This is a genomic window from Bacillus sp. FSL H8-0492, assembly GCF_038006145.1.
Lineage (GTDB): Bacteria > Bacillota > Bacilli > Bacillales > Bacillaceae_G > Bacillus_A > Bacillus_A mycoides.
In genome coordinates this window covers 4,318,965-4,342,203 of the sequence record NZ_JBBOUP010000001.1, presented here as the reverse complement: position 1 = coordinate 4,342,203, position 23,239 = coordinate 4,318,965, and the positions used below count along the sequence as shown (strand labels likewise).

The window sequence follows — 23,239 nt, the reverse complement described above, 5'->3', positions numbered from 1 at the left end:
TTTTAATGCGGGGATGGCTGTATCCATAACTTCGCAAAATTCGCCCAACCGAATGAATCAATTGTTACGTTTTTTAAAGAAGAAGGGTATGTTTTTCTTTTTAAAACGTGATAGTTAAATAAAATGATGTTTTCAGCTTGTAAAAACTCTTCGATCTCATACATGAGCTTATACCGTTTTTCTTTATTGTCTTCTAATAAAAAGGTATCAAGTAAACAATTAATTTGTTTTGCATAGTGTGGGTCCATGAATCGATTTACGAAGCAACTTTTATTTTTAAATACATTTAAAAATGCAATTTCATGATCAGCAGCAAACACTTCGCCCATAAAAATAATATCCGCATGTTTATCAATAGAACGATCCATATAATCTGAAACGAGAAATGGGTGAAGTTCTACGTGTACTCCTAATTGTTCGCAGCGTTCTTTTAGGAAATGTGCATCATTTGCACTATCTTTAAATGCGAAGAAATAAATATGTATCGTTTCTCCATTATAGGTGCTCTTTTTTAAATAATCTTTCGCTTTTTCTAAAGAGTAGGATCTTCCATGAGCTTGGCGGCTTCTTTCAGGGAAAAAGCTTGATGCAGCAATTGTTCGTCGCCCCTCTATATTACGAAGTATCGTTTCAACGTCATATATTTCTCTCCAAGCTTTACGAAAGTAAATGTCGTGGTGGGGACCAGGTTTTGTAAAGTTGAAGCTAGCATAAATACAGCCTATTTCTTCTATTTGTATGTCATGTCTTTCATTTTCATTCTCATTTGGTAATTCATAATCAGCATCTATTTGCACATGATCAGGAATACCCCAAAATTCAATACGGTCTAATAACGCGCGCTCTTTAAAATAATGGGTGAACGCTTCGAGTACGATATTATCTTCAGAGTAATGAGCAAGCCTGAAAGGTCCAGTACCTATATAATGATGATTTTGAACGGCTGCATCATGTGGCAAAATTGCTAGTTGCATGGAACTCACATAGTGTAAGAAAAATAAATTTGGTTTTGCTAAATGAAATCGTATTTGCAGTGGTGATGGTGTTTCAATTTGAACAATTTCCTGTGTTAACCATGCGTAAGGAGATTGAGCTTGCTGCAATCTTTCAAATGAAAATTGTACATCTTTAGAAGTTAGAACAGTTTCGTTATGAAAATATATATCTTTTCGTAAATGAAACGTCCACGTAAGCCCGTCTTCGCTTAATTCCCACGTATGTGCAATGTGTGGTTCCATTTTTTCTGTAATATCGTTATAAATGACTAATGTATCAAAAATTTGGTTAATAAGATGACCCTCTGTTGTTACAGCCGTAAAAGCGGGATCTAATGGTAATATCTTTCTTGATATAGGGATCTTCAATATGTCATACATATCATTTGAAGGTTCGTATCCAAAATGATGATGTAGTTTATTTTCTATCTTTTTTTGAATTGCAAGGGGTAGAGGTTCTTTTAAAAGAAGAAAAACATCCTTTAACTTTTCTTGCGCTAACAGTTCATCTGTATAGGATTCAATTGCTTCTAGGAAACTATGTGCAAATAAAATTTCCGTTTTATTTCCGCGACCACGTCCTGGAGTCCAGTGAATTAATTGCTCCTCGTTCATTTTCTTTAATAAAATCTTTACGTTTTTCGTACTGCAATATAAAACATCCGCTAATTCTTGTAAGCTATTTCGTATATGTTGTTGGTCTTGTGCATGTAATCTTAAACGAATGTAATAGTCCATAATTTTCATATATACACTTCCTTCTATAATAAAGTGAAACTTTAATCAGTGGGGGTCTTACTGCCCGTTAATGCGGGATAAAAGGGGAAACTCTTTAGAATATTCTAACCTTTTTCTTCCTCTTTTTCAAAGTAAAATGAATAAGCATAAGGAGGGGGAAACAATGGGATTTTGGAGTATGCACCGAAATATAAAAATCAGAATTATAACTTCGTTTTTAACACGCACTGTATCCACAATGATTTTTCCATTTATGGCGATTTATTTTTCAATAAAATTAGGTAGTGCGATTGCTGGTGCTTTATTACTCATCAATGTGCTAGCTGCATTAATTATCGGTTTATATGGTGGGTATGTTGGAGATCGGCTCGGTCGTAAAAAAGTAATGATTATCGGCCAAAGTATACAAGTCGTTTCCATTGCTTGTATGGGAATTGCAAACTCAGATTATGTAGATTCACCGTGGCTAACATTTGTGTTTATGTTAGTGAATAGTTTAGGATCTGGACTTATGAATCCAGCGACGGAAGCGATGTTAATAGATGTGAGCACACCTGAAAATCGAAAAGTGATGTACAGCATTAACTACTGGGCTATTAACTTATCAATTGCGATTGGAGCAATATTTGGCGGATTACTATTTGAGAACTATAGATTGCAATTGTTTATCGGATTAACAGTTATTGCAGTTATTACTTTATATGTGATGGCTGTATATATGGAAGAAGTGTATGTGGCACGAAAAACGGTGGAGAAGAAAAATGTATTAAAAGATATGGCAGATAGTTATAAAGTCGTGATGAAAGATAGAGCGTTTTTAATTTTTTGTGCAGCAAGTATATGTACACTATCGTTAGAGTTTCAAATTAATAATTATTTAGGGATACGTTTACAGAAGGAATTTGAAACGATTCACCTTTTCTTTGGCGATGGTTTTACTTTTGATTTAACAGGTATTCGAATGCTGAGCTGGATTTCAGCAGAGAATACAATTTTAGTTGTGTTATGTTCGGCGCTTCTTATTAAAATGCTGAAAAGCTTTAACGATTTAAAAATTTTATATGTAGGCTTATTCATTTATACAATTGGATTTACAATACTCGGAACGAGCAATAGTTTATGGATCTTATTAATCGCAGGGCTTTTCCAAACTGTAGGAGAGATGATGTATGTGCCAGTTCGTCAATCTATTATGGCAGATATGGTGCCGAATGAGGCAAGAGGCTCTTATATGGCGATTAACGGAATGGTCTTTCAAGTTGCGAAAATGAATGGTGCATTAGGTGTTATGCTAGGGTCATTTATTGTATCTTGGGGCATGAGCGCTCTATATTTCATCGTTGGTATGAGCAGTATTTTATTATTTATGAAGGCGATAGGGAAAGAGAAGTATCAGAATGAAGGAAATGTTTCTCAGATTGGATGAAACTATATAAAAGCGAACCAGTTATACTGGGACTCGCTTTTTATATAATTTTTAAAACGGATCAACTTCAGCTAAGTCAGGGTTGGCATTCGGACTTGTTAATAAGGTTTTCAGCTCACCTACTTCTGAGAGAGCGACGAGGATATAACCACTAATAAGGACGATGAGTCCGATGACACGTAATGTTTGCAGTGAAATTTCACGGCTATGTTCTTCTGAATCGTGTGGTGGCGTTGAAGGTGGATTATTGTTCATAATAAGGCTCCCATCTATTTTTATTTACATATGTGTAAATCATTATTTAACGTATGGATAGGAATTGTATAGTCATTTTCACTATATGAGAAATGCCTACGAAAAGTGATTAGAAATTTTAGGACGAGAAAAAGAGGCTGTTATGTACAGCCTCTTTTTCGTTAAAATGAAGAAATGCGTTTCTTCGTTTTTGGTACAATAATAAACCTTATCCAAAGTACACCGATTACCATAATAATCAAAGCATGTAGTAATTGTCCTGTAGAAATGAGTATAACACTTGAAAATACAATGAGTTGAATACTTAGCAATATGAAAATTAAGCTAAGAAATTGACTCATTCGTTCTTCAGTATCAATTGGATATAATGCTACAATAATATTTCCCGAAAAATATTTCCACAGGGAACGGAGCTGCATAGAAATCATATATAGGACGATATAAGCGATAGCACCTTTTACATATATATTCGGAATAAAATATAGAGCGAAAGCACCGATCAACCCTAAGCGAATATATATACCGAAATAATCATTACCGCGTAAAAATGCTAGTGTATGTAAATAGAAGAAAGTTGCTCGTTTTTTATGTAATAAAGGTTCAATCCAATTTGTAAGCCATTTTCTTTTATTTACTTGCTTATTCAGTTGCGGAACATCGGTGAAAATGCTAGCAAATTGATAGAAACGAACGTCCATTTTTTCTTCTTGTTCGATTATGTAATCCCACGGTATTCGTTTTGTAGGTTGTTTCTTCGTGTATAGAAGCAGGAAAGCAAGAAGTAAGAGTAGTCCGCCTAACACGATCACATTTGCAGTATAAAACAGCATGTAAATGATCAGGGCGTTACAAGCAATGCGAATGATAAACCATATGCTTTTTTCATAACTATCACGCCACATCCAATGTATGTATATGTTCCAGCCCTTTAGAATCATTAAAATTATAAAGATTGTACATAAGAAAGGTACGGTTAGTTGTAATGATTGCATGGCAAGCGGTACGATAACAAGGAACGTAAATATAAGCGGGAAAAGCTGAATGATGTAATTATATAGAAGAGATTTTTTAAAATAAGATGTTAATTTCTCTTCTAATGCAAGTAAATAGACAGCGTCCGGTTTTTGAATAAATGTGCGAACTTGGCATCTCGTTATAATGAGTGTAAGTACGATCGTGATGAGTAATAAAGATATTCCTTTAGAAGGATCCGTTTTAAGAAACTTAGCGTAATAATATGCACCTACACATGAGACGAAGATGAAGCTATATAGTAAACCGTTAATCATACGTGCAAAGTATGTGATGGCATTTTGAATATGTTGTTGAAAGCGAGAGCTCCATAGTGATTCGATTGACATGTTTTTCACCTCTTTTTTCTATTATATATGTTTTATAAAGTAAAAAACGAGCAAATTGCGTTACGCAACTTGCTCGTTTTTCTTTTCTTTATTTTTTTTCTGATCACGATTCATTAATGGATAGAAGGCAAAGCCAATTCCGAATAAACCAATTCCGAGAAGAAATGTTTTTATATCGGATGCGCCGGTTTTAATAACCCATAGTGCATAGCAAAGTGCGATAACTGCAACTACACCATCCATAATTCTTGAACCCATTTCATTCTTATATGTTTCACCAGTTGCGACTAGTTTTAACTGGAAGATTGGTGAAACGAGATATGGAATGAGGTAGGCCAGTGTTGATACGGTAATAACGAATGTATAAGCTTCCGCAATTGTTCCTGATAATGTTGAGAATAAGAACACTTGCGACATAATGTTTGTTAATCGTAGTGAATGAATTGGACTTCCTTTTTTATTCGTTTTTGCGAAGAAGGAAGGGAAGAAACCTTCTTTTGCTGCTTGATAAGGTACTTCTGAGCTTAATAAAATCCAGCCTAATATTGAACCGAATAGGGAAGTAAGAGCAAGTAATGCCATAAGTTTCCCGCCGCCGTGACCCATTGCAGCGTTTAATGCATCTGCTAATGGACGTTCAGAAGCTTGTAATTTATCAACGTGAAGTACACCCATTGTTAAAATTGTAATACCTAAGTAAATTGCAACTGTGATAAGTAATCCTGCAACAGTTGCGCGTTTTACCGTTTTTGGAGAGGTAGCTCGGTTTGATAAAAGAACGGCTGATTCAATCCCGATAAATGCCCAAAGTGTTGTAAGAGCAGCTAAGTTTACTTGTGAAAGTAGACCGTGTGATACGCCTTCTTTATCGATCATCGGTGTGTACCATTGTCCAAACTTTGAAGCTTCGAACGCAAATAACGTAACGACGATGAATAGAAGGAATCCAGTCACTTTCGTTGTTGTTGCTAAGAAGTTTAGCTTCCCAGCTCCGCTTACACCGTTTGTTAAAATTAAATGTGTTCCCCAAAGTAAGACAGAACAAATAGTAAATGTAATTAGTTTTCCAACTTCTATATTGAAAGAGCCAATTGAAAATAGTAGTCGTGTATCTTTCATAATTGGGAAGAAGAGCGATAAATATCCCGCGAAAGATGTAATAATGGCAACGTTACTTGCCCAGTTTGCAACCCAATATCCCCATACCATGCTGAAACCAGCCATTTTCTTTCTTTTTGGTGTTGAGAATAAAGCATATGCATGACTTTGTGGTCCTGTCGTTAAATCAGGACGACGAATTGCTAAATTACCGAAAACAAGAGCTAGCATTAAAACACCAAACCCTGTTGTTAACCAAGCTAAAGTGACACCGAGTGGGCTTGCTGTTTGTGCTAACGTACTTGGCACCATGAAAATACCAGCGCCAACCATGTTACCGACAACGAAAGCTGTTAGTACCCAAAAGCCCCATTTTTTTTGTTGCATAGAAAATACCTCCAAAGTTAGTATAACCAAGTCAAGCGAGGAGATATGTATGTCTTCCTGATAAGGAAGAGAAGGTCCAAACAAAACAAAAAAAGCACGTAATCTGCCGCTACATGCTTTCTATCTTATAAGAAACCCACGACATACCTCTCGATAGCTCTCCACAAACGAAACGTTTGTGACAGTTCTGCACTTATTAAATGCAGACCCAGCAAGCGTGTATGGTGGACACGACTTACTTCGGCAATCATTCCTTTCTCATTTCTTCATCAATGCCACTACATCTCCTGAAATGATACTCTTAATGACTGCAACCTCTACCTCACCGAGATACGAATGAGGATTTATGTATTAAATTAACATGTTTAAGAGTAACAAATGTATTTTTATACGTCAATGGATATGGTAATAATCAGATTATAGAGAAGAGTTTGTGATTAAAAGTGAGAGGGATTGTTATACAATATTTGAATTTTCGTAATATAATACATGTTATTAGTGCTAGAAGATTGAGAAGGGGATGAAGTATATGTCTGTATGTAATAAAAATTCCGTAATAGGTGTACTAGATTCAGGGGTCGGGGGATTAACAGTTGCTAGTGAGATTATGCGTCAATTGCCTAAAGAGAGCATTTACTATATTGGTGATAATGAGCGTTGTCCGTATGGGCCAAGAAGTGTAGAGGAGGTACAATCTTTCATATTTGAAATGGTTGAGTTCCTCAAACAGTTTCCATTAAAAGCTCTAGTGGTAGCATGTAATACTGGTGCAGCTGCTGCATTGACTGATTTGCAAGAAGCACTTTCCATTCCAGTTATTGGCGTTATACATCCGGGAGCAAGAGCTGCAATTAAAGTGACAAAGAAAGGGAAAATAGGGGTAATTGGAACTGTAGGTACGATAAAATCTAACATGTACGAAAAAGCATTACACGAGCTTGATACATATTTGGAAGTGCATAGTCATGGGTGTCCGACTTTAGCTACAGTTGTAGAAAATCACTTAGAAGATACAGCATATGTAACGCAGCAAGTGAAACAAGCTTTACTGCCATTAACGAAAGAAGATATAGATACGTTAATTCTTGGGTGTACGCATTATCCACTTTTAGAGTCCTATATAAAAAAGGAGTTAGGAGAGGCTGTGACAATTATTAGCTCTGCAGAAGAAACAGCGATAGAGTTAAGTACCATTTTACAGCACAAAGGAATTTTGTCTGACAATCTTAATCCGAAGCATCGATTTTTTACAACAGGCTCTGTTTTATCGTTTGAACATATTGCTGAGCGTTGGCTAGGGTATCAAATTTCTGTAGAATGTTTGAATTTACCTATGGAAAAACAACTCGTGAACTAAATTGTATAAAAAGAAGCTGATCTAAAACTAGATCAGCTTCCACATATAAGATTAAACTAAGTTTAATACAGTTACTTTTTCACGTGTCATAGACTCAAGGCTCTTATGAATACCTTGTGCGCCCATACCTGAACCTTTTATACCGATGAATGGGAAGTGGTCAGGACCGCGCTCTGTGCGTCCGTTAATTTGAACAGAACCAGTGTCGATTTTGTTAGCAATTGCAAACGCTTTGTTAATGTCTTTTGTGAAGACACTTGCTTGCAGACCGAACTCTGATTTGTTAGCAATTTCAATCGCTTGTTCATCAGAAGAAACACGGATGATTGGAAGGATTGGGCCGAATGGCTCTTCCCAAGCAACTTTCATTTCTTCTGTTACGTTGTCAATTAATGTTGGGTAAATTAAGTTGCGCTCACGTTTGTTACCGATAACGATTGTTGCACCTTTTTCTACAGCATCATCAACTAAGCCTTGAACGAAGTCAGCAGATTTGTCGTCGATTAATGGGACGATTGTGCTGTCTTGTTCTGGAGATCCAACTGATAATTTAGCTACTTGCTCTTTTAATAAGTCAACAAGCTCGTCTGCTACATTTTCGTGTACAAGTACACGTTTAATAGCTGTACAACGTTGACCAGAGTAAGAGAATGCACCGCTTACGATATGATTTGCAGCATCTTGTAAGTCAGCATCTTCACGAACGATACCAGGGTCTTTACCACCAAGTTCTAATACAAGTGGAATCATTGCAGCTTTTTTCGCTAAGTGCTTACCTGTGTTTGTACCACCTGTGAACGATACCATATTGATGCCAGGATGTTCTACTAAGTAGTCACCAATTACAGAACCGCGTCCTGTAGCTACGTTTACAAGACCTTTTGGAAGGCCAGCTTTATGAAGTGCTTCAACCATTTTAACACCGCTAATTGCACCTTGTGTTGCTGGTTTGAAGATAACAGCGTTACCCATAATAAGTGCTGGTGCAAGTTTTGCAGCAGATAAGTTTACTGGGTAGTTAAATGGTGCGATTGCTAATACAACACCAAGTGGTGCGCGTTGGATAATCGCAAGTTTAGATTTCGTTCCGCCAGGGAAGCTATCGCCCATCATGCTTTCTCCGTGCATATGAAGAGCTTCTTCAATAGTGTAACGAATGAAGTCAGCTGTACGAACAACTTCTTTTTTCGCATCTTTATATCCTTTACCGACTTCTTTCATAATGATATCGGCAATTTCATCTTGCATATTTACGAGCTCATCAGCCCATTTATATAAATATTTTGCGCGATCTTGTAGAGAAGCTTCAGCCCATGATTTTTGAGCTTCTTTTGCAGATGCAATTGCTTCATCCACTTCTCCTTGAGTAATTGCTTGTACTTGCCCAATTACTTCGTGTAAGTATGGAGATGGAATGTCGATTGTTTGACCTGAAGAGCTTTCTCTCCATTCTCCGTTTAAATAAAATTTGTACGTATTGCTAGTTGTCATGATTAGTCCTCCTAAAATAGCAACTTGTAAGAGTGAGTATAAGGTGATTGTAGGTGGTTTGATAATATTTTTCAAATGAAATGTTTGTGAAAACGATTTCTTATTATTTTTTTATTTTGTATGCCCTTTCTTACAGAAGATTCTCTTATTTCAAACTGAATTATAAGTAGAATGCATCACTTTCATTTTTTGTGATAAAAGATGATTTTATTCTAAAGCGAAAAAAACAATTGACAGAATACTCAATAAAGTTGTAAGATTATAAATGGAAAATAAATGAAGGGGGTGTGCGTAATGATTGTAATCGTAAATGTAATGGGCTTAGCTCTGTTAAATGGCGGAAAACATTCATATCATTACGCAACCCGTGCGGATATATAGGACCTTTTTGTCTTATGAGAAGCGTACGTTGCGTATATCGTAACGTACGCTTTTATGCATTCTTTTGCATATCGTCAAGCGGCGGTATGCTTTTTTTTGTTTATTTTCCTCGTTACTATAAAAAATCAGAATTTGGAAGGTGGAAAAATGTGATGAAATTGTATGGCTTACGAAATGTAAATGTGATGGGTTTGGATAGCGGATAAAGAAATGTGAATCAAACGAGAAAGAGAAAGGAGAGGTTATATTGTTTTCAGTATTACTAAAGTTAAGCTGGTTTTTTAGAGAGCATTGGAAAAGGTATAGTATTGCAATTGGGGTACTTTTAATTGTAAACGTGATAGAGGTAATTCCACCGAAAGTGTTAGGGATTACAATTGATAATATTAAAACGGGAGCCTTAACGAATGAGGCGATTATGCAATATATTCTTATTTTACTTGGGGTAACGATTGGTGGGTATGTACTTACTTTCATTTGGCAGCACCAACTATTTGGCGGTGCGTTCGTACTTGAGAAAACGATGCGTTCAAAATTTATGGGGCATTTACTTAAGATGACACCGACGTTTTATCAAAAAAATCGTACTGGCGATTTAATGGCGAGAGCGACAAATGATTTAAAAGCAATCTCCATGACAGCTGGTTTTGGTATATTAACGCTCGTTGATTCTAGTCTATATATGCTTACAATCGTTTGTATGATGGGCTTTTCAATTAGTTGGCAGTTAACATTTGCTGCGCTTATACCGCTTCCGATTATGGCGTATGCGATGAATAGATACGGAAAGAAATTGCATGAAAGATTTACAGTCGCACAAGATGCGTTCGGGGATATGAACGATAAAGTACTTGAATCAATTGCGGGTGTACGCGTTATTCGTGCGTATGTACAGGAGAGCGCTGATCAAGGAAGGTTTCATCATTTAGGAGATGACGTATACGAGAAAAATATGAGAGTAGCAAGAATCGATGCATTATTCCAGCCAACTGTAAAAATGCTCGTCGGTCTTAGTTATTTAATTGGTTTAGTGTACGGTGCATATCTCGTATTCCAATCAAAGGTGACACTTGGTGAGCTCGTTTCTTTTAACGTCTATTTAGGGATGATGATTTGGCCGATGTTTGCAATTGGTGAATTGATTAATGTTATGCAAAGAGGAAATGCGTCGCTCGACCGTGTAAATGAAACGTTAGCTTATGAACCGGATGTAAAGAATCCGAAAGATCCAAAGGTTGTACAAGAGCCAGATTACATTCAATTTGATAATGTTACTTTTTCATATCCTTCATCAATTGAAACAAATTTAAAAAATGTTTCATTCTCATTAAAACAAGGAGAGACACTTGGAGTTGTTGGGAAAACAGGAAGCGGGAAAACGACGCTCGTTCGTCAGCTTCTTCGTCAATATCCACTTGGGGAAGGGGATATTGCGGTTTCTGATGTGAAGCTAGATAAAATTACGAATGATAACGTACTTGGCTGGATTGGGTATGTACCTCAGGAACACATTTTGTTCTCAAAAACAGCGAAGGAAAATATTTTATTCGGAAATAGAGAAGCGACTGAAGAAGAACTTGAAAAAGCGATTGAAATAGCTGCGTTTAAAAAGGATTTAGAGTTTTTACCGGAAGGTTTAGAAACGCTCGTTGGAGAGAAAGGTGTTTCTTTATCAGGTGGGCAAAAGCAAAGGATTTCGATTGCGAGGGCTGTTATTCAAAATCCGGAAATTTTAATTTTGGACGATTCTTTATCAGCTGTTGATGCTCGTACTGAAGCGGCAATTATTGAAAACATACGAACAGAAAGAAGCGGGAAGACGACGATTATAACAACGCATCGTTTGTCAGCAGTGCAGCATGCTGATTGGATTCTCGTTATGGATAACGGTGAGGTTATTGAAGAAGGTTCGCATGAAGCGCTCGTTCGAAATGGGGGCTGGTATGCAGAGCAGTTCGAAAGACAACAAGGTGAAAGTGAAAGTACGGATAGTGGGGTGAAAATATGAGTGTTTCAAAACGATTGTTTCAATACGCGATGAAAGTAAAAGGGCCGATTTTTGCAGCGATGGCGATGCTATTTGTTTTCGTTATTGCAGAACTCGCGGGTCCTTTCGTCGCAAAAACGATGATCGATGAGCATATCGTTGGAATAGAGAGACCCTGGTATGAAACAGAAAAGAGTGAGGATGCTGTTTCATATAATGGCGCCTTTTATAAGCGAAGTGATCGCTTTGAACAAGGTGAGCAAAAAGGGAAAGAAGTCCGAGTGATTCAAGTTGGTTTTCAGTACTATTTTGTACCGAATAAAATAACGCTTGAAGGAACTCGTTCTGTTAAGGGTGATGTGCTTACAGTACAAAGTGGTAAGGCAGTGCAAGTGTATAAATCGAAAGCCTTAACGAAAGAAGAAGTATTTGCGTTTTATAAACCAGAAATAAATAGGTTATTACTACTTGGCGGTGGATATTTCGCTTTATTAGTAGTCGTATCATTATTTGCATACGGAAAGCAGTTCTTCTTACAGAAGGCGGCAAACAAAATTATTCAAATTATGAGGGAAGACGTCTTTTCTCATATTCAAACGTTGCCAATTCGTTATTTTGACCATTTACCAGCAGGGAAAATTGTTTCGCGTGTAACGAATGATACAGAAGCGATTCGTGATTTATATGTAACAGTGCTTGCGACATTCGTCTCTAGTATCATCTATATTATCGGGATTTTCGCTGCGCTATTTTTACTTGATGTAAAACTGGCGGCACTATGCTTACTCATCATCCCAATTTTAATTGTTTGGGCGATTATGTATAGAAAGTATGCGTCTGTATACAATCATAAAATGCGTTCGCGTTTATCGGATATTAACGGAACAGTGAATGAATCAATTCAAGGGATGCCAATTATTCAAGCATTTCGTCAAGAACATGAAACGAAGAAGGAATTTGAAGAGTTAAATGGTGATTATTTTAAATATCAAAATAAAATTTTAAATTTAAATGCAGCAACTTCGCATAATTTAGTGTCTGTATTAAGAAACATCGCTTTTACAGGTGTAATTTGGTATTTCGGTGGTGCTTCATTAAGTGCTTCTGGCCTCCTTTCTCTAGGGATACTGTATGCTTTCGTCGATTATTTAACGAGATTGTTCTCGCCAATTACGAACATGGTGAACCAACTTGCTAACTTAGAGCAATCGCGTGTTGCATCAGAGCGCGTCTTTGAATTGCTAGAGGAAAAGGGAGAGGCAGTAGAAGAAGAACGTATGCCTCGCTTAACCGGAAATGTGAAATTCGATAATGTTTCGTTTTCTTACAATGGAAAAGATGAAGTATTAAAAAATATTTCTTTTGAAGCGAAACAAGGGGAGACAGTGGCACTTGTCGGTCATACTGGATCAGGAAAAAGTTCCATTATGAATGTGCTCTTTCAGTTTTATGAATTTCAAAAAGGGAAGCTTACGATTGATGGTCATGATGTAACAGAGATGCCGAAACAAGCAACACGTGAACATATGGGAATTGTATTGCAAGATCCGTTTTTATTTAGCGGGACAGTGGCATCCAATGTAAGCTTAGAAAATGAAAAAATTTCAAAAGATCGCATCGTGAAGGCGTTACGTGATGTTGGTGCGGAAAGGTTTGCGAACAATATAGATGAAAAAATTACGGAGAAAGGAAGTACACTTTCAACCGGAGAACGTCAGCTTATATCGTTTGCTAGGGCACTTGCTTTTGATCCTGCTATTTTAATTTTAGATGAAGCGACTTCCAGTATTGATACAGAAACAGAAGCGATGATTCAACAAGCGCTAGAAGTTGTGAAAAAAGGACGAACGACGTTTATTATCGCTCATCGTCTTTCAACAATTAAGAGCGCTGATCAAATTATTGTGCTTGATAGAGGAACGATTTTGGAAAAAGGTTCCCATGATGAATTAATGAAAAAGCGCGGGCGTTATTACGATATGTATAAAACGCAAATGGAAGGAAACCAGAGTGCTTAATTTTTAGAAGAACTTGCGATTTTCGCAAGTTCTTTTTTGATCGGATTGTCCGCTTAGAAGTTAATATATTTCACCGGCTGAAAAACTTATAAATAAGTAGGTATTGTTTTACCTTTTTCTTTATAAATGCTATATTAAAAAATGTTACTTATTTTTTGTATGTAGCGCTATTTTTCCATTTTGTTTGATTATGAAGAAAAAGGTTAAACTAAATAAGAACATTTTCATTGAAAAATTGTTCGAAATTGCATACAATCAATATAGTTTTTAAATTCCTATCAGAATACTTGGAGGACTACTATCATGAAAAAATTATTTTCAGTGCTTGCAGTAACTACATTAGCGATTGGGATTGTAGCGGGCTGCGGTAAAGAAGAGAAAAAAGATACAGCTAATCAAGATGCATTACAGAAGATAAAACAAAGCGGTGAGCTTGTAATTGGTACAGAAGGTACATATCCACCATTTACGTTCCACGATACAAACGATAAATTAACTGGGTTTGACGTTGAATTAGCAGAAGAAGTTGCAAAACGTTTAGGTGTAAAGCCTGTATTTAAAGAAACACAATGGGATAGCTTACTTGCAGGAATAGATGCAAAACGTTTCGACATGGTTGCGAACGAAGTTGGTATTCGTGAAGATCGCCAAAAGAAATATGACTTCTCTAGTCCATATATTTCTTCTTCAGCAGCATTAGTTATTGCGAAAGATAAAGATAAACCTGCTACATTTGCTGACGTAAAAGGATTAAAAGCAGCACAATCTTTAACAAGTAACTACGCAGATATTGCTAAGAAAAATGGTGCGGAAATCACAGGTGTAGAAGGATTTAGCCAAGCAGCAGAATTATTAAGTTCTGGCCGCGTTGATTTCACAATCAATGATAAATTATCAGTGTTAAACTATTTAGAAACGAAAAAAGATGCAAAAATTAAAATTGTAGATACAGAAAAAGAAGCGTCACAAAGTGGATTCTTATTCCGTAAAGGTAGCGACAAACTTGTACAAGAAGTAAATAAAGCGTTAGAAGATATGAAAAAAGATGGTACGTACGATAAAATAACGAAAAAATGGTTCGGTGAAAATGTATCTAAGTAGCGCATTGATGTCAGATCGATTGTCTACTTGGATAGATATTATGCAGACTTCCTTCGCGCCTATGCTGAAGGAAGCTGTCTTTACGACAATTCCGTTAACGCTTATTACATTTATTATCGGTATTATACTTGCGACGTTAACCGCGCTCGCACGTATTTCAGGTAGTCGTATTTTACAATGGATTGCTCGTATCTATGTATCTATCATTCGCGGAACACCACTTCTTGTACAGTTATTTATTATTTTCTATGGTCTTCCAACTCTTAATATTGAAGTTGAGCCATATACAGCAGCAGTTATTGGATTTTCATTAAATGTAGGTGCATATGCATCTGAAATTATTCGTGCTTCTATCCTTTCAATCCCGAAAGGACAGTGGGAAGCAGCTTACACAATTGGGATGACATACCCGCAAGCATTGAAACGTGTTATTTTACCACAAGCAACACGCGTATCAATTCCGCCGCTTTCGAATACATTTATTAGTTTAGTGAAGGATACTTCATTAGCGTCGTTAATTTTAGTAACAGAAATGTTCCGAAAAGCGCAGGAAATTGCGGCAATGAACTATGAGTTTTTAATTGTTTATTTTGAAGCAGGTCTAATTTATTGGGTAATTTGCTTCTTATTATCTATCGTGCAACAAATATTAGAAAAACGTTCAGAACGTTATACTCTAAAATAACCCTTTCATAAAAGGAGTTTTTGTTTTTATGATTTCAATTCAACATTTACAAAAAAGTTTCGGAGATAATACCGTATTAAAACATATAGACCTATCAGTTGAGAAGGGCGAAGTGGTTGTTATTATCGGGCCATCTGGATCTGGTAAAACAACATTCTTACGTTGTCTCAACGTGTTAGAAACGCCGAACGCTGGTAACATTCGCATCGGCAATAAAGAGCTCGATTTCTCTCAAAAAGTATCGAAGAAAGATATTGTAAATCTTCGTACGCAAACAGGTATGGTATTCCAGCACCATAATCTATTCCCGCATTTAACAGCAATTCACAATGTAATGGAAGGGCTCGTTACAGTGAAAAAGATGGGGAAAGAAGAAGCGAAGAAAAAAGCAAACTATTTCCTTGAAAAAGTTGGTCTTGCGGATAAAGTAGACTTATATCCGTTCCAATTATCAGGTGGACAACAACAGCGCGTTGGAATCGCTCGTGCGCTTGCGATGGAGCCAGAAGTTTTACTATTTGATGAGCCAACGTCAGCACTTGATCCTGAGCTAGTTCAAGAAGTTTTAAAGGTTATGAAAGAACTTGCTAAAGAAGGAATGACGATGGTCATTGTAACGCATGAAATGCGCTTTGCTCATCAAATTGCGAACCGTGTTATTTTCATGGATGGCGGTGTCGTTGTCGAACAAGGTACACCGGGAGATGTATTTACAAATCCAAAAGAAGAACGAACGAAGAAGTTTTTACAAATGTTGCAATAAATTAAGGAAGGTCTCAAGGCATATGCCTTGAGACCTTTTTGCCATATATATTTATTTTTGGAATCCGCCAAGGCTTTGCTCAGCCATTGCAACTAAACGTTTTGTAATTTCTCCACCAACAGAACCGTTAGCGCGAGCCGTAGAATCTGCTCCTAATTGTACACCAAATTCTTGAGCGATTTCGTACTTCATTTGATCGATTGCTGCTGTTGCACCTGGTACTACTAATTGATTGTAAGAACTTTGGTTTGCCATAGGAATATATCCTCCTTAGAGTTATAAAAATTTTTTTGGTTGGACTAGCTGGATTTGAACCAGATTATCGCCCCGTTTGGCGCTAATCCATCGGTAATTAAGTTTGTACTCATAGTATGGATGTTACCTAGAAAGATATACAAAAAAATAATTTGTAAATTTTGTAAAAAACATTTCATCATTTCGTAAATTATGAAATAAGAGTAATCGTTGTATTTTTAAGAAAGAAGGCTAAACTAAGAGCGAAATCATATGCGTTTTTTTCTTTGTATAACCAGCTTGGCTTACTTAACTTATGATTTGTTAAAGTGAGACAAATTCCAGTTTAGTAAAATGAAAATTAAATCGGGAGCAACTGCATAGTTCTGTTTTAACCCAGGGTGGGCAGAAAAAGGAACTGACCGCGTCTATGCACGGCTAGATGCTCTTTTTAATCTAAAAAAGAGGCTTTTAAACGAAAATGTAATTAAAGTGAGAAAAATTAAAGCTTAGTAAAATGAAAATTAAATCGGGAGCAACTACATAGTTCTGTTTTAACCCAGGATGGGGCAGAAAAAGGAACTGACCGCGTCTATGCACGGATAGATGCTCTCTTCAATCTAAAAAAAGGGCTTTTTAATTGTTTTTAAACGATAACGTATGGAGGAATCATGATGGGAATTTGCCCGCTTTGCAACGCGCTAGAATCACAAACATATTCTTGTCAAAATTGCCAAGGTATACTCCAAGATTATGGGAAAACTGTAGATTACATAGACGATTACAGTGCATATATGGATCAAGAATTATTAAGTGCAGTAGACGGTTTAACACATAATAATTCACAGGAGTATTGCAATCATGTTTTTTATTGCGGAGTATGTAATGTGGAAACAGAAGTTGTAGTGAAGCTCGTTTAAATAAAAAACTTCCACCTTATGAAGGAGGTGGAAGTTTTTGTTTTTGTATTTGTGAGTTAATCATAGGGGAAGGGATGTTTTCGGTATGTGACGAAGGACCTGATTTTATTTGTGACATTTTTTCTTTCGTGTCGCGCAAAGAGTGTTCAGTTAAATAGATGGCATATTCATAAAATAATTGGCGCGTAAGTTCACTTTGTTCTTTTAACTTTTCATCTTGGAATACAGTTCGCCCCGGTTTAGAATTTGCTTCAAATAGCCACGGGTTTTCCGTGGTGTCTAAACCAATGTCAAAACCAATTTCTCCAATGTTCCCGGTTACTTGCCCATCAAGTGCATAACTGATTTGTAAGGCTGTTTGTTTTAGTTTATTTTCAATTTGAACTTGCTTTGTTGAATCAGGAAATAGTTCCTGAAGTAATTTCGTATCACCGCCGCTATTTACATGAGTTGTTAAGCTACCTTTGCCGGCGATTTTTGCGACGATTGCACTGACTACCCAATTACCAAAATGGTTTTTATTTGTATGAATGCGAAAATCGACGGGTTGCCCTTCGAAGCGGAGCAGTGAGATACCTTGTTGTACGATAAACTTTTTTAAATCATGTCCTTTTAACACATGGTTAAGAAGGGCTTCTAATGATTGATACTTTCTTAGTTTGTTTTGTTCATTTTCACGATAACGACAATAGTAGCAATTATCAGTTTGAGAATAGAGTATTTGATGAATATTTCTTCCGAAGCTACCGTGTATTGGTTTCATATAAATGTACTTATACGTACCGAGAAGTCGTTCTACTTGTTCAAAATGTTGAAATACTTCTGTATTTGGTAAGAATGGTTTAATTGAATCTTCTTTCATTAAAAGTTGATGCACTTCCCATTTATTGAAAAATCCCGGATTAAACCACGGAATCGCATAGTCGCTTTCTAAACGTTTTTTTGCTCTTACGATAGGTTTGTAATTTTCTGCTTGCCGATTTGGTAATCGGTCGTAAATGACATTTGGTAAAGGGACTTTGTTTTTTACCCATTTTCCTTCTTGAAAGAAGTACCCTTCAATTGTTTCCTCTTCCCAGTTTATATGTTGAATGCCGAAGACAAATACAAATGGCTGCAATGTGAATGGTGGTGTTAATAACTCACTGAGAGAGATGGAACGACTTCCTAAAGGAGAATTAGAATCATCGTTAAAGCCAGTTGTGAAAATCCCGATTAATGGGCCGAAAACAATGGTTTGATTGTGTAAGAAGGCATGGATTGTTGCTGAATGCGGTAGTAAAAGATCGGCTGCAATCTGTTCGCCAATAATAATTTCTCGCGTGAATGAATAATGAATTTTAATATTCTCACATGTAATATAACGTAAGCCAAAGAAAAAGGATGTAATTGGTGGTGTAATAGAAAAAACGTAAGGTAAAGTAATACTATTTGGATGCTCATCTGAAATACTTAATGTATATATGTGCTCTTTCAACGGGGATTTCCTCCTTTCGTTATGGTGTAAATCGGCTAAACTTTAATGGACCATGAAAAATTTGTTCAGCCAGTTCGTCGTTGTACCTAGTATAAACATCGTAAGAAGGCATCGTATTGACGTACATAAGCCAAATGGCACCTTTTTGATCCATAATGGTAGAAAGCTCTAGTTCAAATAATGAAGAATAGGACTGATCGAGTGTTTTAAACACTTCATTTACAACATCATGTAAAGCATCTTTTAATAATTGAACGCCAGTTGGAGAAAGTAAATATTTAATTTTAGAAAATGGATGTAACATAGAACGTTCTGTTGCTGAAAGTAAAAATTGTGCTGGGAATGAAGATTTTTGTATAAATTGACCGAGCACTTTCCAATTCTGTTCTTTATTTTTTTGCATAATGGTTCGAATATGAATCGGATATGATAGTTGATTTGGAGGTTGTAACATTGGATGAATCATATAACGGAATGAGTGTATGTTCGATTTGCACCATGATATAAATTTATCTGTTCGTTTGAATTGAGTAGAAGTATGATGTTGTTCATTTATTGTATCGATATGAAATGTTTTATTTTTGTAAGTGGCCCGATATAAATTTTCATTGGAGTGTATATTGATTGGTCTTATAATAATATCTCTTGTTTCTAGTAGTAATTTAAAAATTCCTTGTACTGTTCCTTTTATTATTTTTGGTACGTAAGGGGAAAGACGTTTATTAGTAAGAAAAAGATTGTGTAAATCGCTTGGGTTAATAAGTGTGTTGTTTAAAAAGGTAGTGGAAGAACGTTTGTGTAATGAATGAATAATCGCATTTGCTTGTTGGAATTCCTCATCCTCTTTGAAATGACAACGATCATATATATATGAAGGAATGGGAAAGGTTTGATCTATCCAATTTCCTGTATCTGTATCGTAAATAAGACCAGAAACAAGATCTGTCTTTGAATCAATGCTAAACGGTGTGAATTGGGCAACGACGTTATGATAAAGACGAGCTCGCTTAGCGATTTCGGTGTAATACGTTTGCTCGTGATGGAGCCCGGAAGTTAAAAGACCAAGAACCAACGAAATCACTCCTTTAGTAATAAGATGTTTGCATTATAGGCGAAGCTATATATTGCAAATACGTTTTTATACCATTATACTTTTGTCCGTATGATGATATGCTATAGTTTTGGAGAAGTGAAAGGTTGATTGTGATGAATATATGGTTAAATATGTTAATAACGACAGGGCTCGGGGCAATTATTGGAGGATACACAAATCATTTAGCGATAAAAATGTTATTTCGTCCTCATCGTCCGATTTATATTGGGAAGTTTCAAGTTCCATTTACGCCAGGGTTAATTCCGAAGCGCCGCGATGAGCTTGCTGTTCAATTAGGTAAAATGGTTGTAGACCATTTGTTAACACCAGAAGGAATCGGAAAAAAACTAACAAATAAAGAGTTTCAAACCAGTTTAATTCGCTGGACACAAGTGGAAGTTGATAAAGTAATTACAAATGAACAGTCGTTACGGGATATGTTAGAAAAATGGAATTTAGAACATGTAGAAGAAGAGGCGATCGGGAAAATCGAACATGTTATTACAGAAAAAATTCATGCATTTTTAGCAGAGTACTATACATATACATGGGAACAGGCGTTACCTCATTCTGTTCATGAAAAAGTAGAGAATGCGATTCCGAATGTAGCATCTTTTATTTTAAAAAGAGGAATTAGCTTTTTGGAAAGTGAAGAAGGAAAGGAACGCCTTTCAAAAATGATTGATGACTTTTTCGCTTCCAGGGGAACGCTGCTTAACTTAGTTGGTATGTTTTTAGGGAATGTAAGTTTAGTTGATCGCGTGCAGCCGGAAGTCATTAAGTTTTTAGGACAAGATGGAACAGAGCGTCTGTTAACTGATGTACTGCAAAAAGAGTGGGAAAAGTTAAAAGGAAGAGACGTAAAAGAATTAGAAACGTTCGTAGAGAAAGAAATGATTGTGAACTCCATATTGTCAGCGGTTAAAGTAGAGGAAACAGTGAGTAGATTTTTAAATCAGTCTGTTCAGCAAGTATGTGAGCCAGTTCGAGAAACAATCGTTGAAAAAGTGGTCCCTAGCGTAGTAGAGAAAGGCTTGAAGTGGGGGACAGAAAATGTGGGAAGTATATTGGGAAATCTACAGCTTGCGGAAATTGTCCAGCAAGAAGTATCTACATTTTCAACAAAGAGACTAGAAGATCTCGTATTGTCCATTACAAAAAATGAGTTAAAAATGATTACATATTTAGGGGCGTTATTAGGAGGAACAATTGGATTTATTCAAGGCTTGTTACTCTTGTTCCTTAAGTAATAAAGATGGGTGTATAGAAATAAAAGTGAAATTTCTTCCCATCTCTTGCATAGTTTGATATGGTAGGAAGAGGTGCGTATGTAAATGCACTTAAAAGGCAGTGCGAGCGAAAAGCGCTAGCCTTCTAAAGGAGGAAAAATAAAATGACAAAAAACATTCATGATGTTGCATATGAATTACAAAAAACAATCGCTGAAAACGAAGATTTCCAAACATTAAAAGCAAGCTACGCAGCAGTTCAAGCTGATACTGCTTCAAAGAACTTATTCGATGAGTTCCGTACAATGCAACTTGGCCTACAACAAAAAATGATGCAAGGCCAAGAAATCACTGAAGAAGATAACCAAAAAGCACAAGAAGTTGTAACTCGTATTCAACAAGATGCAAAAATTACAAAGTTAATGGAAACTGAGCAACGTTTAAACATCGTTATCACTGACGTTAACAAAATCATCATGAAGCCACTTGAAGAATTATATAGCGCGCAACAAGCGTAATGATGGAAGACGCTCCTAGTATGGGGGCGTTTTTTTTGTGGGGAATTTGATAGTCCTTCCACAAAAAAATCCCCTTCGAAATAGCCATGTGTTAGTGACTATTTTGAAGGGAATATATGATGTATCTTTCAATTTCCCTTTTACATATATAATTACTTGTTGAAATACTCAGTTTTAATATTTTTTTCCTTCAAAAACTTTTCAATCTCTTTTTGCTTTCTACCATTAACTTTCTCAAAGCGTTTTGTAAAAGAAAAATCAGTTTTGAATAAGTTACCATCTTGCGCGAGTTTGTCTAATTCGTCCTCTAGTTCTACTGAAAGTGCCGTAGATGCTGAAATAAAATCATGAATTTCCTTCGAAGGCTGTTTGTAATCATTGGGGATCGTATTGTTACTAATAAAAGTATGGAAATTCGCATCATTTTGTTGCGCTAAATCTACTAGTTGTTTTAATTTCTCTCGGTCGGATTCAGTGACATTCTCGTCAGACATAGATGATGAAAGTGGAACGATGTTTTCGTCTAACTCTCCGCTATAATTTAAATACGTCTTTATATTTTGTTTCATTTCGTCTTCGTTAATCGTTTCATTCTTTTTTGAGGAAGTGAATATAGTTTCTGGAATTTTTATCGTTACATCTTTAATAGATTGCACATCGTTTTCTTCCTTAGGTTGTGCACTGTTTGAACAAGCTGATAGAAATAAAATTGTAAGTAACATGAGTAGATATAAAGTATACTTCTTCATTTTAATCTCCTTTTATATTCATTATTATCTTTGTAAAATAGCTATATTCCATTTCAAATACTTTACTAAAGTTGCGTATAGATGTTTTACCATTTGGTAAGATATGACGGATATGAGTAAACCGCTGCAAAAAGCGATGAACACATTATAAACATCGGAATAACTAATTTGATGAAATCCTTTAAAAAAGCCTAACCCTATTAATAAAATAGGTGAGATGATTAATAGTGGAGTAGCAATGATAAGGGCTAGAAGAATCGGTAATAAAAAGAGTAGTACGAAAAAGGCGATAATGATAAAGGCAAAGTTTAAAACACTTAAGCTCATAACAGAAAATAGTGCGGTTATCATATTTTTGAAGCTTCGTTTATTGTCCGTGTTTTGTATTGCATAGGAAACATTAAGCTCTTTCGCGATCGTTTTAGGGTTTCCTAGTTTTCTAGCAATTTCTTCTTCACATTTCCCATCCTGTTTAGCACTGATAAAATGAGTTTCATACTCTGAAATAATATCTTTCTTTTCTAAACTAGGCATATTCCGCAGGGAAGAACTAAGTTGTTCCAAAAATTAACTTTTGTTCATAACAATCACTTTCCTTTATAAAATGATGAATTACAGCTGAGAATTCTATCTTTTGAAAAGGGGATACGAATTATAAGGTGCGTTCCAATTATTGGGCATTCCAATATTTACAAATATACCATTTAGTAATGTTCTTTGCAAGGTACTATAATTTTATTAATACTGTGATTAGATGGGATTTTTTCGTGCATTTTTAGAGGAGATATAAAAAAATTATTTTAGGATAAACAAAGGTTTGTAAGCGCATTCCTTAGAGGTTGTCAAAATACTGTCAAATTTATATCGTTGGAAAAATAATGCATTTGTAATATAATGATAAACAATACTTCACCACATTAATTAACTAGGTGAAATTAAAAATCTTTATTACACACATTATGAAATAAAGGGATGA

General features: G+C 35.9%; 20 protein-coding genes and 1 riboswitch. Of the genes, 10 read left to right on the top strand and 10 right to left on the bottom strand.

From position 1 onward, the window contains the following. Nucleotides 1–2 precede the first annotated feature (2 nt). Entirely contained in the window at nt 3–1,742 is a 1,740-nt protein-coding gene (locus tag MHH66_RS22240) for an SgrR family transcriptional regulator (protein ID WP_063219313.1), read from the bottom strand. A 154-nt stretch (nt 1,743–1,896) separates the two neighbouring features. Here MHH66_RS22240 and MHH66_RS22235 point away from each other — a divergent pair, with 154 nt between their 5' ends. Then, nucleotides 1,897–3,159, top strand: coding sequence for an MDR family MFS transporter (locus MHH66_RS22235; RefSeq protein WP_078184527.1), 1,263 nt, complete (start codon nt 1,897–1,899; stop codon nt 3,157–3,159). Nucleotides 3,160–3,210: 51 nt separating this feature from the next. Here MHH66_RS22235 and MHH66_RS22230 read toward each other — a convergent pair whose 3' ends face one another. From MHH66_RS22230 to MHH66_RS22220, 3 genes are all read right to left on the bottom strand, one after another. Further along, entirely contained in the window at nt 3,211–3,414 is a 204-nt protein-coding gene (locus MHH66_RS22230; RefSeq protein ID WP_078184528.1) for a hypothetical protein, read from the bottom strand. Nucleotides 3,415–3,575: 161 nt separating this feature from the next. Continuing rightward, nucleotides 3,576–4,775: an ABC transporter permease gene (locus MHH66_RS22225; protein WP_078184529.1), complete on the bottom strand. Its 1,200-nt coding sequence runs from the start codon at nt 4,773–4,775 to the stop codon at nt 3,576–3,578. A 60-nt stretch (nt 4,776–4,835) separates the two neighbouring features. Continuing rightward, nucleotides 4,836–6,260, bottom strand: a complete 1,425-nt coding sequence (locus MHH66_RS22220) for an amino acid permease (RefSeq protein ID WP_002125494.1) — start codon at nt 6,258–6,260, stop codon at nt 4,836–4,838. Nucleotides 6,261–6,406: 146 nt separating this feature from the next. Next, nucleotides 6,407–6,588, bottom strand: a riboswitch (Lysine riboswitch). 201 nt (nt 6,589–6,789) lie between these two features. Between MHH66_RS22220 and racE the strand changes: the two genes are divergently transcribed. Then, entirely contained in the window at nt 6,790–7,617 is an 828-nt protein-coding gene (gene racE, locus MHH66_RS22215) for a glutamate racemase (RefSeq protein WP_078184530.1), read from the top strand. Between the two features lie 51 nt (nt 7,618–7,668). Here racE and gapN read toward each other — a convergent pair whose 3' ends face one another. Continuing rightward, nucleotides 7,669–9,108: an NADP-dependent glyceraldehyde-3-phosphate dehydrogenase gene (gene gapN, locus MHH66_RS22210; RefSeq protein WP_002125495.1), complete on the bottom strand. Its 1,440-nt coding sequence runs from the start codon at nt 9,106–9,108 to the stop codon at nt 7,669–7,671. 628 nt (nt 9,109–9,736) lie between these two features. Here gapN and MHH66_RS22205 point away from each other — a divergent pair. The 5 genes from MHH66_RS22205 (at nt 9,737) to MHH66_RS22185 (ending at nt 16,043) form a co-directional block, all read left to right on the top strand. Next, nucleotides 9,737–11,497, top strand: a complete 1,761-nt coding sequence (locus MHH66_RS22205) for an ABC transporter ATP-binding protein (protein ID WP_002125499.1) — start codon at nt 9,737–9,739, stop codon at nt 11,495–11,497. Next, nucleotides 11,494–13,494, top strand: a complete 2,001-nt coding sequence (locus tag MHH66_RS22200) for an ABC transporter ATP-binding protein (RefSeq protein WP_002140515.1) — start codon at nt 11,494–11,496, stop codon at nt 13,492–13,494. Before MHH66_RS22205 ends, MHH66_RS22200 begins: the two co-directional genes overlap by 4 nt. Before the next feature lie 303 nt (nt 13,495–13,797). Next, nucleotides 13,798–14,595, top strand: a complete 798-nt coding sequence (locus MHH66_RS22195) for an amino acid ABC transporter substrate-binding protein (RefSeq protein ID WP_002030008.1) — start codon at nt 13,798–13,800, stop codon at nt 14,593–14,595. Next, nucleotides 14,582–15,280, top strand: coding sequence for an amino acid ABC transporter permease (locus MHH66_RS22190; RefSeq protein WP_033706449.1), 699 nt, complete (start codon nt 14,582–14,584; stop codon nt 15,278–15,280). The genes MHH66_RS22195 and MHH66_RS22190 overlap by 14 nt, the downstream gene beginning before the upstream one ends. A gap of 28 nt (nt 15,281–15,308) precedes the next feature. Further along, nucleotides 15,309–16,043: an amino acid ABC transporter ATP-binding protein gene (locus MHH66_RS22185; RefSeq protein ID WP_078184531.1), complete on the top strand. Its 735-nt coding sequence runs from the start codon at nt 15,309–15,311 to the stop codon at nt 16,041–16,043. A gap of 51 nt (nt 16,044–16,094) precedes the next feature. Here the strand turns inward: MHH66_RS22185 and sasP are convergent, their stop codons facing one another. Then, nucleotides 16,095–16,298 (bottom strand): small acid-soluble spore protein, SasP family, encoded by a 204-nt coding sequence (gene sasP, locus MHH66_RS22180; protein ID WP_000013349.1) that lies wholly within the window; start codon nt 16,296–16,298, stop codon nt 16,095–16,097. Nucleotides 16,299–16,951: 653 nt separating this feature from the next. On the opposite strand from sasP, the gene MHH66_RS22175 reads away from it, so the two are divergent. Next, nucleotides 16,952–17,197 (top strand): hypothetical protein, encoded by a 246-nt coding sequence (locus MHH66_RS22175; protein WP_002087367.1) that lies wholly within the window; start codon nt 16,952–16,954, stop codon nt 17,195–17,197. A gap of 16 nt (nt 17,198–17,213) precedes the next feature. Here MHH66_RS22175 and MHH66_RS22170 read toward each other — a convergent pair whose 3' ends face one another. Further along, a complete protein-coding gene (locus tag MHH66_RS22170; RefSeq protein ID WP_002010847.1) occupies nt 17,214–18,674 on the bottom strand; it encodes a YheC/YheD family endospore coat-associated protein in 1,461 nt (486 codons plus the stop codon). 19 nt (nt 18,675–18,693) lie between these two features. Next, nucleotides 18,694–19,746, bottom strand: a complete 1,053-nt coding sequence (locus MHH66_RS22165; RefSeq protein WP_002010850.1) for a YheC/YheD family protein — start codon at nt 19,744–19,746, stop codon at nt 18,694–18,696. Between the two features lie 125 nt (nt 19,747–19,871). On the opposite strand from MHH66_RS22165, the gene MHH66_RS22160 reads away from it, so the two are divergent. Both MHH66_RS22160 and MHH66_RS22155 read left to right on the top strand, forming a co-directional pair. Next, on the top strand, nt 19,872–21,017 hold the full coding sequence (locus MHH66_RS22160; protein WP_078184532.1) for a DUF445 domain-containing protein: 1,146 nt from the start codon (nt 19,872–19,874) through the stop codon (nt 21,015–21,017). Between the two features lie 143 nt (nt 21,018–21,160). Continuing rightward, nucleotides 21,161–21,514, top strand: coding sequence for a YlbF/YmcA family competence regulator (locus MHH66_RS22155; RefSeq protein ID WP_063219306.1), 354 nt, complete (start codon nt 21,161–21,163; stop codon nt 21,512–21,514). A gap of 152 nt (nt 21,515–21,666) precedes the next feature. Here MHH66_RS22155 and MHH66_RS22150 read toward each other — a convergent pair whose 3' ends face one another. After that, entirely contained in the window at nt 21,667–22,263 is a 597-nt protein-coding gene (locus tag MHH66_RS22150; RefSeq protein WP_078184533.1) for an NDxxF motif lipoprotein, read from the bottom strand. Between the two features lie 24 nt (nt 22,264–22,287). Next, entirely contained in the window at nt 22,288–22,827 is a 540-nt protein-coding gene (locus MHH66_RS22145; protein WP_407060701.1) for an HAAS signaling domain-containing protein, read from the bottom strand. Nucleotides 22,828–23,239 lie beyond the last annotated feature (412 nt).

Bases quoted from the DNA above. Each gene is read 5' to 3' on its own strand.
- MHH66_RS22200 (WP_002140515.1), top strand. From the start codon at position 11,494: ATGAGTGTTTCAAAACGATTGTTTCAATACGCGATGAAAGTAAAAGGG.
- MHH66_RS22155 (WP_063219306.1), top strand. From the start codon at position 21,161: ATGACAAAAAACATTCATGATGTTGCATATGAATTACAAAAAACAATC.
- MHH66_RS22150 (WP_078184533.1), bottom strand. From the start codon at position 22,263: ATGAAGAAGTATACTTTATATCTACTCATGTTACTTACAATTTTATTT.
- MHH66_RS22235 (WP_078184527.1), top strand. From the start codon at position 1,897: ATGGGATTTTGGAGTATGCACCGAAATATAAAAATCAGAATTATAACT.
- MHH66_RS22240 (WP_063219313.1), bottom strand. From the start codon at position 1,742: ATGAAAATTATGGACTATTACATTCGTTTAAGATTACATGCACAAGAC.
- racE (WP_078184530.1), top strand. From the start codon at position 6,790: ATGTCTGTATGTAATAAAAATTCCGTAATAGGTGTACTAGATTCAGGG.
- MHH66_RS22230 (WP_078184528.1), bottom strand. From the start codon at position 3,414: ATGAACAATAATCCACCTTCAACGCCACCACACGATTCAGAAGAACAT.
- MHH66_RS22175 (WP_002087367.1), top strand. From the start codon at position 16,952: ATGGGAATTTGCCCGCTTTGCAACGCGCTAGAATCACAAACATATTCT.
- MHH66_RS22195 (WP_002030008.1), top strand. From the start codon at position 13,798: ATGAAAAAATTATTTTCAGTGCTTGCAGTAACTACATTAGCGATTGGG.
- MHH66_RS22185 (WP_078184531.1), top strand. From the start codon at position 15,309: ATGATTTCAATTCAACATTTACAAAAAAGTTTCGGAGATAATACCGTA.
- MHH66_RS22190 (WP_033706449.1), top strand. From the start codon at position 14,582: ATGTATCTAAGTAGCGCATTGATGTCAGATCGATTGTCTACTTGGATA.
- gapN (WP_002125495.1), bottom strand. From the start codon at position 9,108: ATGACAACTAGCAATACGTACAAATTTTATTTAAACGGAGAATGGAGA.
- MHH66_RS22220 (WP_002125494.1), bottom strand. From the start codon at position 6,260: ATGCAACAAAAAAAATGGGGCTTTTGGGTACTAACAGCTTTCGTTGTC.
- sasP (WP_000013349.1), bottom strand. From the start codon at position 16,298: ATGGCAAACCAAAGTTCTTACAATCAATTAGTAGTACCAGGTGCAACA.
- MHH66_RS22225 (WP_078184529.1), bottom strand. From the start codon at position 4,775: ATGTCAATCGAATCACTATGGAGCTCTCGCTTTCAACAACATATTCAA.